The organism is Mumia sp. zg.B17 (assembly GCF_019550915.1).
GTDB lineage: Bacteria > Actinomycetota > Actinomycetes > Propionibacteriales > Nocardioidaceae > Mumia.
In genome coordinates this window covers 59,570-71,299 of the sequence record NZ_JAHWCI010000008.1, presented here as the reverse complement: position 1 = coordinate 71,299, position 11,730 = coordinate 59,570, and the positions used below count along the sequence as shown (strand labels likewise).

Sequence of the window (11,730 nt, the reverse complement as noted above, 5' to 3'; positions counted from 1 at the left end):
TCACCGTCACCGGACGCCGAAGACGCGGACCATCAGCGGGGTGTCCGCCCAGACGTGCGGGGCGACCGCGTGGTACGCCCACGCATGCACCCAGACGTTGCCCGTCCGTACGGTGAGCAGCGCCTTGAACATGCCGGGCAGCAGGTACTGGAGGACCAGGAGAGCCACGGACAGGACCGCCGCCGTGACCGACCGGTAGTCGGTCCAGCCGTCGAAGGCGTGGAGCGCGGTGTACGCCAGACCTCCGCAGACGACGGCGGTGGCGGCTGAGCCGCTCGCCCTCAGGACGAGGGGCACCACCAGCGCGGTGACCATCACCAAGGTCGGGAGCACCGTCCCCAGGAACGAGACGATCAGGGCGATCACGGATCCGACCGCCATCTGCCGGCCGGTGAGCGCGAAGAACGCGGCCCCGAACACGAGCATCTGGAACGCCGACTCCCAGACGAGGACGATCAGCACCACCCGGACGTCCGTCCCGCGGTCGTGGGAGTGGAACCACCGACGATCGAGCGATCCGCGCCGGGCGAACCACCAGAGCGGGACGACGACGTACGCAGTCACGTTGAACGTCACCCACGCCAGCACCGACCCCACCGTGGGTGTGGCGTCGCTGCTGTGGATCGATCCCGCCAGGTGGGAGCTGATCGCCGTGCCTCCGATCTGCTCGCCGAGCACGGCGCCGACGATCTGAGCGACGACGGCGTACGCGGCGAGGAGCAGAAGATCGCCACGTGCCCGCGCTCGACCGGCCATGTCGCCGCGACCGGCCATCAGCCGGCCGGGGTGGCGCCGCGTGAGAAGGACGACGACGACGGAGAGAAGGGCGAGGTCGACCGCCACCACCGTCGTCGCGGTCAGCCTTTCGGCGGTGCTCCACGGCGCGTGGTGCCCGTCCCCCAGAGGGAGAGGGTCCCCTCCGAGCAGCACCAGGACCACCGCCGAGGCGATCCAGGCGGCCGCGGCAGCAGCGATCCACCGTCGGGGGTGGGTGAACACCCCAGGAGCCGGTGGGGCTGAGGTTTCCTGGCTCATCGGAGTCTCCCCGGCAACGTAGTAGTACGACCGTGCTAGATCCTGACCATCACAGGTGTGCTAGAAAATGTCAATGCCGAGGACCATCGACAGGCGGGAGCGTCACCACGCGCTGGGGCGAGCGGTGTGGCGGGTGATCGTGCGCGACGGCCTCGACCACGCGTCGGTGCGCAACGTCGCCGCCGAGGCAGGCCTGTCGACAGGGTCGCTCCGGCACTCGTTCGGATCTCACTCCGAGCTGCTCGGGTTCGCGCTCGAGCTGGTGGGTGACCGCATCGAGCGACGCATCGTCGGCGTCGACAGGAGTGCGGGCCCGCAGGTCTTCGTTCCGGCGATGATCGAGGAGATGCTGCCGCTCGACGACGAACGCCGGGCCGAGTGCACGGTCTGGATCGCCTTCGCCGTCCGGTCGCTGACCGACCAGCACCTCGCGGAGCAGCGGGCCCTGACCAACCGCCGGCTGGAGCAGGCGTTCGGATCGATGGTCGACCACCTGGCCGGTGCCGGCCTGCTCGGCGCGGGGCGCGACCCTGCCCTGGAGGCCGAGCGGCTCTCCGCGCTCGTCGACGGGCTGATCGTGCACGGGCTCCTCGCGACGACCGACGACGCAGGACGGATGTCGCGGGCGGTCGTACGCGCGCACCTCGCCGATCTCGCCACACCCCCCGCTGCGACACCGTGAGCTCGCCCTCGCCGCGGGGAGCCGCGTCTGGGTCGCTCGCCCTGGTCCGGACAGCGATACTTCGGCCATGACCGAGAACCGGCCCGTCACGACGTGGCTCACCGACATGGACGGCGTCCTCGTCCGCGAGGAGGACGCGATCCCAGGCGCTGCGGAGTTCCTCCGCCGGCTCACCGAGTCGGGCTGCAAGTTCCTCGTGCTGACCAACAACTCGATCTACACGCCTCGCGACCTGAGGGCGCGGCTGGCCGAGTCGGGACTCGACGTCCCGGAGAAGAACATCTGGACCTCTGCGCTCGCGACCGCCAAGTTCCTCTCCGACCAGCGCCCGGGCGGCAGCGCGTACGTCGTCGGCGAGGCGGGCATGACCACGGCGCTGCACGAGGTCGGCTACGTGCTGACCCGGTCGCGCCCCGACTACGTGGTCCTCGGCGAGACGCGCACGTACTCCTTCGAGGCCATCACCGCCGCCATCCAGCTGATCGTCAAGGGCGCTCGCTTCATCGCCACGAACCCCGACTCCACCGGCCCGTCGCCGGCCGGCCCGCTCCCGGCGACCGGGTCCGTCGCTGCCCTGATCACCCGCGCGACCGGTGTGGCTCCGTACTTCGTCGGCAAGCCGAACCCGCTGATGATGCGCAACGCCCTCAACCGCATCGAGGCTCACTCCGAGACCACGGTCATGGTCGGCGACAGGATGGATACCGATGTGGTGTCGGGGATCGAGGCCGGCCTGCGAACCGTCCTCGTCCTCACCGGCTCGACCCGTCAGGAGCACATCGAGCGTTTCCCGTACCGTCCGACACGCGTCGTCGAGTCGATCGCCGACCTCGTGGACGACGTCGTCCCGCCCCCCAACGACCGGAGTGACCATGAGTGAGCGACGCACGATCCTGGACCCGCACGACCTCTACCGCGCGTCGGACGACCGCTACGCCGGCCCCGACGACGGCGGGCTCGCGTCGTTCCGCCGCTGCGGACGCTCGGGCCTCCAGCTGCCGGCGGTCTCGCTGGGCCTGTGGCACAACTTCGGTGACGACAAGCCGCTGGCCACCCAACGGGCGATCCTTCGCCGTGCCTTCGACCTCGGCGTGACGCACTTCGACCTCGCCAACAACTACGGACCCCCGTACGGCGCGGCGGAGAAGAACTTCGGGCGGATCCTCGCCGAGGACTTCGCGCCGTACCGCAACGAGCTCGTGATCTCGACCAAGGCAGGCTGGGACATGTGGCCCGGACCGTACGGGTTCCTCGGCTCCAGGAAGTACCTCCTCTCCAGCCTCGACGACTCCCTGCAGCGGATGGGTCTCGACCACGTCGACATCTTCTACAGCCACCGCTTCGACCCGCACACCCCGCTGGAGGAGACCATGGGGGCGCTCGACGCCGCGGTCCGTGCCGGCAAGGCGCGCTACGTCGGGATCAGCTCGTACGGCCCGGAGCGCACCCGCGAGGCGGTCGAGATCCTCCGCGGTCTCGGGACCCCGCTGCTCATCCACCAGCCGTCGTACTCGATGCTCAACCGCTGGGTCGAGGACGGGCTCCTCGACGAGCTGGAGGACGCCGGCGTCGGGTGCATCGCCTTCTCGCCCCTCGCGCAGGGGGTCCTGACCAACCGCTACCTCGACGGCGTCCCGGCCGGGTCGAGGGCCGCGGAGGACAAGTCGCTCGACCCGCAGATGATCGAGGAGAACCTCGCCCACGTCCGAGCCCTCGACGGCATCGCCCGGGAGCGGGGCCAGACCCTGGCGCAGATGGCGATCGCGTGGGTGCTCCGGGACTCGCGGGTGACCTCCGCACTCGTCGGCGCGTCCAGCGTGACGCAGCTCGAGGACAGTCTCGGCGCGCTCAAGACGCTCGACTTCGACGACGACGAGATCCGACGGATCGACGAGCACGCGGTGAACGGGAATCTCAACATCTGGGCGGGCTCGAGCGACGCCTGAGCCTCCTGCGGTGACGATCTTCGACACGTCCGTTATCCTTTTGTGATGGAACCCCCCCGTTCGTGGCCCGATCTGCCCCGGACAGCACCTGGAGCAGCACCACGGTGAGAGTCTTCGTCACAGGCGGCACCGGAGTGATGGGTCGCTCCGTGACCGCAGCCCTCCAGGGCGCCGGTCACGAGGTCGTCGCCCTCGCCCGCAGCGATGACAATGCCGCGACCCACCGGGCGCGTGGCATCGCCTCCGTCCGGGCGAGCCTGTTCGACCGCGCTGGTCTCGTCGACGCCATGCGAGGCTGCCAGGCCGTCGCCAACCTCGCCACGCACATGCCCGTCGGCACCACCGGCATCAGGCCCGGTGCGTGGAAGTCGAACGACCGCATCCACGTCGAGGGCTCTCGCAACGTCGCCGAGGCCGCAGCGGAGGCCGGTGTCACGAGACTGGTCCAGGAGAGCGTCTCGTTCGTGTACGCCGACCACGGCAACCGGTTGATCGACGAGGACAGCCCCATCGCCGTGTCGTGCGCCGCGGAGCCCGTCGTCCTTGCCGAGACCCACGCCGACCAGTTCGCGTCAGCGCACCGGGCGGCCGTGGTCCTCCGGTTCGGGACGATCGTCGGCGACGACGCGGTCACCCGGTGGCGTCTGGCCCGCGCGCGCGCCGGCCAGGCGGTCGGCATGGGCAGACCGCAGTCATGGACCCACGTCGTCCACCCTGACGACATCGGGGGCGCGGTGCTCGCCGCCCTCGACGCGCCGTCGGGCACCTACAACGTCGGGGCGGAGCCAGTCCGTCGCAGCGAGCTGGTCGCTGCGTTCGCCGAGGCGGTGGGGCAGGAGCAGGCGGGGTTCTACCGACGCCTCGTGCTCCGTCTCGGCGGGGACCGCCTCGAGTGGCTGACGCGGTCGCAGCGGGTCAGCTCCGAGCGGTTCCATCGCGCGACCGGATGGACACCCGCCCACCCGCGGTTCGACGCCGGGTGGCTCGCACCGATGGTGATGGAGGCCGCGAGTGCCTGAGGACGCCCCTGGTCCTGACCGGACGTCTCCGCAGACGTCCGATGTCCGCACGGCCGAGCAGGCGCGCCAGCGACGTCTCCGAGCAGCCCGCCTGCTCGGAGACATCGTCCCGGCGACGACCCGCGACGAGACCGCCGAGGGATGGAGCGAGCGCGAGGGCGGCCGTGACGAGGAGATGCGCCGAGACGTCCCGCCGCACCACGGCGGCTGACTGACGACCTTCGTCGGTCAGGCGTCGGGCGTGGCGCTCGGGCGGTTGCTCGGTCCGTCACTCGGGCGGTTGCGGCCTTCGCGGCTCAGGCGCAGCTCGTCCCGGATGTCGCGCAGCAGCGCCACGTCCTCGGGCGGGGGCGCGTCGTCGCTCGGCTTGGCGAACCGCTCTCGGAACCTGTTCATCGGCAGCACGATGAGGAAATACAGCACCGCGGCGATGATCAGGAAGTTGATCACCGCGGTGATGAACGCGCCGACGTCGACGAACGTGTCCTTTCCGGAGCCGGTGAGCTGGAAGCCCAGCCCGTTGGCGTCCGTCCCACCGATCGCTGCCAGGAGGGGATCGATGAAGGACGCGGTGAAGGCGGTCACCAGCTGGGTGACGGCTGTGCCCATGACGACCGCGACCGCGAGGTCCACGACGTTGCCGCGCATGATGAACTCTTTGAACCCTGCGACCATCCCGGCCATGCGGAGCCTCCCGTGAATGCGGTGGTGTGACGCACCAACCTCACCACAATCGGCCCCCCTGGGGCGACCCGTCGCCCCCCTCAGACGACCACGGTCACCGACAGGTGCCAGGAGACGCCGGCACCGGAGAGCGTCCGCGCGGTCGTCGCATCCACGGCGAGGACCAGCACGGCGCGGTCGTCGCCCTCGGCCGCGGGGAGCGCTGCGACCTGCGCTCTCCGGGCGAGCACTCGTGGCGGCGCGCTGCCGCGGGGGTCGGTGCCCACCACGTCCACGCTGTCGCCCACGCGCACCGGCGTCACCGTCGCCGGGTCAGCGAGCCGCACGCTGACCAGGGCGGTGCCACGACGGTAACCCTCGAGGAGACCAGGCCCGACGACGGAGAACCGGGTGAGGACCGCTCCGTCCGGGACCGGAGCCGCGACCACACGTCCGTGGGCCTCCTCGAGCGACGAGAGCGCCTCGGCAGGCGCGAGGTCGGTGGGCACCGCGACCTGCTCGACCTCGCCAGGGCCCAGCCGGCTCCCGGACCTCAAAGTCTCTGTCGCAACCAGGACCGTCGCGGTCGGACCGGGATCAGGGCGCGCCGCGTGGATGGCCACGAGGACCGACGCCGCCGCGCAGGCAGCCGCGAGAGGGCGGCGGTGAGTCCGGATGCGACGGCGCCACGGTCCCAGGACGTCGAGAAGGCGCGAGGCGGGCATGACCGCACTCTGGCGCGACGACGGTGGCGCCCGTCACCACCGTCCACAGCCGCCGACAGTCGCGCACCCCGTCTCCACAGGGAGACGGGGTGCGGACGAGGTGGTCGGGTCAGGCGGTCGTCTTGGCGGGGCTGGTGGTCGACGACGAGGTGCTCGACGAGGAGGTGCTCGACGAGGACGCGGTGTCGGTCGTGGTGCCTGACGAGCCGCTTCCCCCGTCGCTCGACGAGGACGACGGTGTCGCCGGTGAGGCGCTCGAGGAGGTCGAGCGGCTGTCGTTGCGGTAGAACCCGCTGCCCTTGAAGACGACACCCACCGCGTTGAACACCTTGCGCAGGCGTCCCTCGCAGGACGGGCACACCGTCAGGGCGTCGTCGGTGAAGCTCTGCTGCACCTCCAGCGGTTCGCCGCAGTCGGTGCACTGGTACTGGTAAGTCGGCACGGTCGTTCCTTCTGGCGCTCGCGCGTACGGCCGCCCCGGGCGGGCAGCCGTACCGATTCCAGCGCCCATTGTGCGGGGCGCCACCTGGGAGAACAACGTCGGCCCCACCTGAGATTCCCTGGCGCCCCGCTACGCTGGTTCTCTGATGACCGAGTGGTTACTCCTTCTCACCTCCTTCCTCCTCATGCTCGCCTGCGGCGTCTTCGTCGCCGCCGAATTCTCCTTCGTCACCGTCGACCGGCCCTCGGTCGAGCGCGCCGCCGCCGCCGGCGACAAGCGGGCCGTGGGTCTGCTCGGCGGGCTTCGGACGCTGTCGACCCAGCTGAGCAGCGCCCAGCTGGGCATCACGATCACCAACCTGGTGATCGGCTTCCTCGCCGAGCCGGCGATCGGCCAGCTCCTGCGCGGGCCGCTCGAGGGAGCGGGGATCACCGGCGGTTCGCTGTCGGCGACGTCCTACCTGGTGGCGCTCCTGCTCAGCACCTTCGTCACGATGCTCGTGGGCGAGCTGATCCCCAAGAACCTCGCGCTCACCGCGCCGATGGCCACCGCTCGTGCCGTGCAAGGCCTTCAGCGCGGGTTCACGACCGCGATGGCGCTGCCCATCCGCGCTCTGAACGGGTCCGCCAACGCGCTGCTCCGCAGCATCGGCATCGAGCCGCAGGAGGAGTTGCGGTCGGCGCGCTCGCCGTACGAGCTCAGCTCGCTGGTGCGGCGGTCGGCCGACGAGGGCGCGCTGGACCGTCCGACGGCCGACCTGGTCGCCCGGTCGATCGAGTTCGGTGACCGCACGGCCGCCGACGTCCGGACGCCACGGGTCCGGGTGAAGTTCCTCGACCGCCGCGACACCGCGCAGGACCTCGTCGACGCCGTGCGGTCCTCAGGGCACTCGCGCTTCCCGGTGATCGGCGAGAACCTCGACGACCTCGTCGGCGTCGTCCACGTCAAGGACGCGGTCTCCGTACCCCCCGACCGACGGCGCACGGTCCGCCTCGCGGAGCTCGCGTCGCCCGCACTGACGGTCCCGGACTCGATCGAGCTGGATCCGCTGCTGGTCCTGCTGCGCGAGCAGCGGCTCCAGATCGCGGTCGTGCTCGACGAGTACGGCGGGACCGACGGCGTCGTGACGCTGGAGGACCTCGTCGAGGAGCTCGTCGGCGACATCTCCGACGAGCACGACCGCGCGTCGGCGCAGCTGCGGTCACGGCCCGACGGCACCTGGGTGCTGTCGGGGATGCTGCGTCCCGACGAGGTGCGTGCGCAGACCGGCGTGCCGTTGCCGGAGGGCGACGACTACGAGACGGTCGCCGGCCTGATCGTGCAGCACCTCGGCCGACTGGCGACGGTCGGTGACGTGGTCTCGCTCGTGGTGCCCGTGGTCGCGGGCGAGCAGGTGACCACCGTCGCGGTCCGGCTGCGGGTCGACCGGATGGACGGTCGTCGGATCGACCGCGTCATCCTCGTCGTCGACGCGGACCCGGTCGACGACGAGGAGGACGGCCGATGAACCCCCTGCTCGCGATCCTCCTCGTCATCGTGCTGCTCGCCCTCAACGCGCTCTTCGTCGCCGCCGAGTTCGCGTTGATCTCCGCGCGCCGCACCCAGCTGGAGCCGAAGGCGCGCGCGGGCTCGAGACCCGCCAGGCTGGCGATCCGCGCGATGCAGCGGGTCAGCCTCGCGATGGCCGCCGCGCAGCTCGGCATCACGCTCTGCTCCCTCGGGCTCGGTGCCGTCGGCGAGCCCGCCATCGCGCACCTGTTCGAGCCGCTCTTCGAGGCGCTCGCCGTACCCCACGCGCTCGTCCACCCGATCTCTTTCGTGATCGCGATGGCGATCGTCACCTACCTGCACGTCGTGCTGGGCGAGATGGTCCCGAAGAACATCGCACTGGCCGGTCCCGACCGGGCCGTGCTGTGGCTCGGACCGTTCATGCTCGGGATGATCTGGTTGCTGAAGCCGTTCGTCGTCGCGCTGAACGCGATCGCCAACGGTGCCGTCCGCCTGGCCCGTCTCGAGCCGAAGGACGAGGTCGGCAGCACCTTCACCTCCGACGAGGTCGCCGGTCTGATCGACGAGTCGCACCGCGAGGGTCTGCTCGACTCCGAGGAGTACGAGCTGGTGTCCGGAGCGCTCGGCTTCGAGGCGGGCACGGTGGAGCGGGTCCTGCTGCCACGCGGCGAGCTCGTCGCGGTCCCGGTCGGGGCGACCCGTGCCGACGTCGAGGAGGCCTGCGCCCGGACGGGCTACTCGCGCTTCCCGGTGACCGACTCCCACGACGCGCTCGTCGGCTACCTGCACATCAAGGACGCGCTCGAGGTCTCGGAGGCGACACGCCCGATCCCGGCGAAGTGGATCCGCCCGCTCGGCTCCGTACGCCGAGGGTCGCGGCTCTACGACGCTCTCCGCCTGATGCAGCAGAGAGGCGCCCACATGGCCCGTGTGGTGGGCGACGACGGCGCCGAGCTGGGGGTCGTGATGCTCGAGGACGTCCTCGAGGAGCTGGTCGGAGAAGTCCGCGCCGAGGTCCGTGACCCGTCCCGCCGTGCCGGCGGAGGGACGTGAGCGGCACAATGCACAGGTGCGTGCCCTGGCCCTGCGACTCCGTCCTGTCCTGACCCGGCGCCTCGTCGTGGTCGTCGCGATCGTCCTCGCGGTCGCTCTCGTCGCGATGGCGGCGGTCGCCGTGGTGACCGTGCGTCGGCCGTTCCCCGACCGCACCGGTTCCGTCCAGATCCCCGGGCTGAGTGCCGAGGTGGAGGTCCTGCGTGACGACCGCGGCATCCCGCAGGTCTATGCCGACACCGCCGAGGACCTGTTCCTGGCGCAGGGCTACGTCCACGCGCAGGACCGCTTCTTCGAGATGGACTTCCGTCGCCACGTCACGGCCGGCCGGCTTGCCGAGCTCTTCGGCGAGTCGGCTCTCGAGACCGACAAGGTCGTACGGACGATGGGCTGGCGGCGGGTCGCCGAGCAGGAGCTCGCCAAGGTGTCGCCGTCGACGCGTCGCTACCTCGAGGCGTACGCCCGTGGTGTCAACGCCTACGTCGGCGATCGCGAGCCCGCCGCGCTGGGCCTCGAGTACTCCGTCCTCGCGCTCACCGGTCCCGACTACGAGCCGGAGCCGTGGACACCGGTCGACTCGCTGGCCTGGCTCAAGGCGATGGCGTGGGACCTGCGCAGCAACATGGGCGACGAGATCGACCGGGTGCTCTCGACCGAGAAGCTGACCCGTTCGCAGGTCGACACCCTCTATCCGGGCTTCCCGTTCCGCCGGCACGACCCGATCGTGACCCGGGGGACGGTGGACGGTGACGCGTTCGACCAGTCGGCTGGTCGCCGACGCAACGCCGACACCGACCGCGCGGAGGCGGCTCCGGACAGCGCGGACGCGGTGGCGGCCGTCGACGAGTCGTCGTCGGTCTCCCCCGCACTCGACGCCGACGGCCTGAAGGACCTCGTCGGGTCGATGCGGGGTGTCTCCCAGGTCGCCGCGGGCCTTCCGACGTTGCTCGGCTTCGGGGAGGGGACCGGCTCCAACGCGTGGGCGGTCTCCGGCGAGCGCAGCGCGACGGGCCAGCCGATCCTGGCCAACGACCCCCACCTGGCGCCGAGCATGCCCGGCATCTGGCACCAGATGGGCCTGCACTGCCGCGTGGTCGACGACGACTGCCCGTTCGACGTCGCCGGATTCACGTTCTCCGGCATGCCAGGGGTGGTGATCGGCCACAACGCCGACATCGCCTGGGGGTTCACCACGATGTACGCCGACGTCACCGACCTCTACGTCGAGCGGATCGAGGGTGACCGCTATCTGTACGACGGCACGTGGCGTCCGCTGATCCGCCGGACGGAGACGTTCGAGGTCGCGGGCCAGGACGAGCCGGAGACGATCACCGTCCGCGAGACCCGGCACGGCCCTGTCCTCTCCGACGTCGACGAGACGCTCGAGGACGTCGCCGAGCGGGAGGGAGGCGGGACGGAGTTCGGCGTCTCGCTGCAGTGGACCGCCCTCACACCGGGACGCACCATGGACGCCGTCTTCGGCATCGGCAAGGCCAGCGACTGGGCAGGCTTCCGCAAGGCCGCTCGCCACTTCGCCGTGCCGTCGCAGAACCTCGTCTACGCCGACCGCTCGGGCAACATCGGCTACCAGGCGCCGGGCTCGATCCCGATCCGGGCGCGCGGCGACGGTCGGTGGCCGGTCCCGGGCTGGGACCGGACGTACCGCTGGAAGGGCTTCATCCCGTACGCCGAGCTGCCGTCGGTCCTCAACCCTGCCGAGGGCTACGTGGTCTCGGCCAACCAGCAGGTGATCGGCCGGCAGTACCCGTACCTGATCGGGACCGGGCAGGCGGCCGGCTACCGCAGCCAGCGGATCATCGACCTCCTGTCGTCGACGTCCAAGCTGGACGTCGACGACATGTCCCGGATCCAGAACGACACCTACAACAGCCAGGCCAACACCCTGATGCCGTACCTCCTCGAGGTCGACCTCGGCTCGGGCTACTACGCCGACGGGCAGGACCTCCTTCGGGACTGGGACATGAAGCAGGACCGCGACTCCGGGGCCGCTGCCTACTTCGCCTCGGTGTGGCGCAACCTGCTGGCCCGCACGTTCCACGACGACCTGCCCCAGGACGTGTGGCCGGCGGGTGGCGAGCGCTGGTTCGAGGTGGTCCGCCGGCTCCTCAACGCACCCGACAGCAGCTGGTGGGACGATCGGACGACCAAGCGGGAGCGCGAGACGCGCGACGACGTCCTTCGGACGGCGATGCGGGACGCCCGCGACGAGATGACGCGGCTGCAGTCGCTGGATCCCACCCGGTGGACGTGGGGACGGGTGCACACGCTGACTCTGGAGAACCAGACGCTCGGGACGTCGGGGATCGCGCTCGTCGAGCGGCTGTTCAACCGCGGGCCGTACGCTGTCGCCGGCGGGTCCGGTCTCGTCGACGCGACCGCGTGGGACGCGGCGAAGGGCTACGAGGTGACCGCGGTGCCGTCGATGCGGATGGTCGTCGACCTGGACGACCTGGACCGCTCACGGTGGATCAACCTGACGGGCGTCTCCGGGCACGCGTTCCACGGCAACTACGTCGACCAGACCTCGTTGTGGGCGGACGGCAAGACCCTGGCCTGGCCGTTCTCGCCTGAGAAGGTCAAGGCGGCGGCCGACGACGAGCTGACGCTGACGCCCCGGCTCGAACACTGAGCGACC

General features: G+C 70.8%; 12 protein-coding genes. 8 read left to right on the top strand and 4 right to left on the bottom strand.

All coding sequences use genetic code 11. The features are described from left to right. Window positions 1-6 precede the first annotated feature (6 nt). Window positions 7-1,035: a hypothetical protein gene (locus KV097_RS13540; protein ID WP_220366171.1), complete on the bottom strand. Its 1,029-nt coding sequence runs from the start codon at window positions 1,033-1,035 to the stop codon at window positions 7-9. Window positions 1,036-1,108: 73 nt separating this feature from the next. Between KV097_RS13540 and KV097_RS13535 the strand changes: the two genes are divergently transcribed. The 5 genes from KV097_RS13535 (at window position 1,109) to KV097_RS13515 (ending at window position 4,893) form a co-directional block, all read left to right on the top strand. Next, entirely contained in the window at window positions 1,109-1,717 is a 609-nt protein-coding gene (locus KV097_RS13535; protein ID WP_220343571.1) for a TetR/AcrR family transcriptional regulator, read from the top strand. Continuing rightward, window positions 1,686-2,597: an HAD-IIA family hydrolase gene (locus KV097_RS13530; RefSeq protein ID WP_374106997.1), complete on the top strand. Its 912-nt coding sequence runs from the start codon at window positions 1,686-1,688 to the stop codon at window positions 2,595-2,597. Before KV097_RS13535 ends, KV097_RS13530 begins: the two co-directional genes overlap by 32 nt. Then, window positions 2,590-3,663 (top strand): L-glyceraldehyde 3-phosphate reductase, encoded by a 1,074-nt coding sequence (mgrA, locus tag KV097_RS13525; RefSeq protein ID WP_220343573.1) that lies wholly within the window; start codon window positions 2,590-2,592, stop codon window positions 3,661-3,663. The genes KV097_RS13530 and mgrA overlap by 8 nt, the downstream gene beginning before the upstream one ends. Before the next feature lie 62 nt (window positions 3,664-3,725). Next, complete coding sequence (locus tag KV097_RS13520) at window positions 3,726-4,682, top strand: NAD(P)-dependent oxidoreductase (protein ID WP_308289427.1); 957 nt, start codon at window positions 3,726-3,728, stop codon at window positions 4,680-4,682. Further along, window positions 4,675-4,893 (top strand): hypothetical protein, encoded by a 219-nt coding sequence (locus tag KV097_RS13515; protein ID WP_220346171.1) that lies wholly within the window; start codon window positions 4,675-4,677, stop codon window positions 4,891-4,893. Before KV097_RS13520 ends, KV097_RS13515 begins: the two co-directional genes overlap by 8 nt. 17 nt (window positions 4,894-4,910) lie before the next feature. Here KV097_RS13515 and mscL read toward each other — a convergent pair whose 3' ends face one another. The 3 genes from mscL to KV097_RS13500 form a co-directional block, all read right to left on the bottom strand. Continuing rightward, on the bottom strand, window positions 4,911-5,366 hold the full coding sequence (gene mscL, locus KV097_RS13510) for a large conductance mechanosensitive channel protein MscL (RefSeq protein WP_255559637.1): 456 nt from the start codon (window positions 5,364-5,366) through the stop codon (window positions 4,911-4,913). Window positions 5,367-5,446: 80 nt separating this feature from the next. Next, window positions 5,447-6,070 (bottom strand): SAF domain-containing protein, encoded by a 624-nt coding sequence (locus tag KV097_RS13505; RefSeq protein WP_220343576.1) that lies wholly within the window; start codon window positions 6,068-6,070, stop codon window positions 5,447-5,449. Window positions 6,071-6,179: 109 nt separating this feature from the next. Continuing rightward, window positions 6,180-6,512, bottom strand: a complete 333-nt coding sequence (locus tag KV097_RS13500) for an FmdB family zinc ribbon protein (RefSeq protein WP_220366170.1) — start codon at window positions 6,510-6,512, stop codon at window positions 6,180-6,182. Between the two features lie 145 nt (window positions 6,513-6,657). Between KV097_RS13500 and KV097_RS13495 the strand changes: the two genes are divergently transcribed. Genes KV097_RS13495 through KV097_RS13485 form a run of 3 tightly spaced genes read left to right on the top strand, consistent with a single transcriptional unit; the run spans window position 6,658 to window position 11,724 of the window. Beyond that, on the top strand, window positions 6,658-8,019 hold the full coding sequence (locus KV097_RS13495; RefSeq protein WP_220366169.1) for a hemolysin family protein: 1,362 nt from the start codon (window positions 6,658-6,660) through the stop codon (window positions 8,017-8,019). Then, entirely contained in the window at window positions 8,016-9,074 is a 1,059-nt protein-coding gene (locus tag KV097_RS13490) for a hemolysin family protein (RefSeq protein WP_220343579.1), read from the top strand. The genes KV097_RS13495 and KV097_RS13490 overlap by 4 nt, the downstream gene beginning before the upstream one ends. 16 nt (window positions 9,075-9,090) lie before the next feature. After that, on the top strand, window positions 9,091-11,724 hold the full coding sequence (locus KV097_RS13485) for a penicillin acylase family protein (RefSeq protein ID WP_308289426.1): 2,634 nt from the start codon (window positions 9,091-9,093) through the stop codon (window positions 11,722-11,724). Window positions 11,725-11,730: the final 6 nt, after the last annotated feature.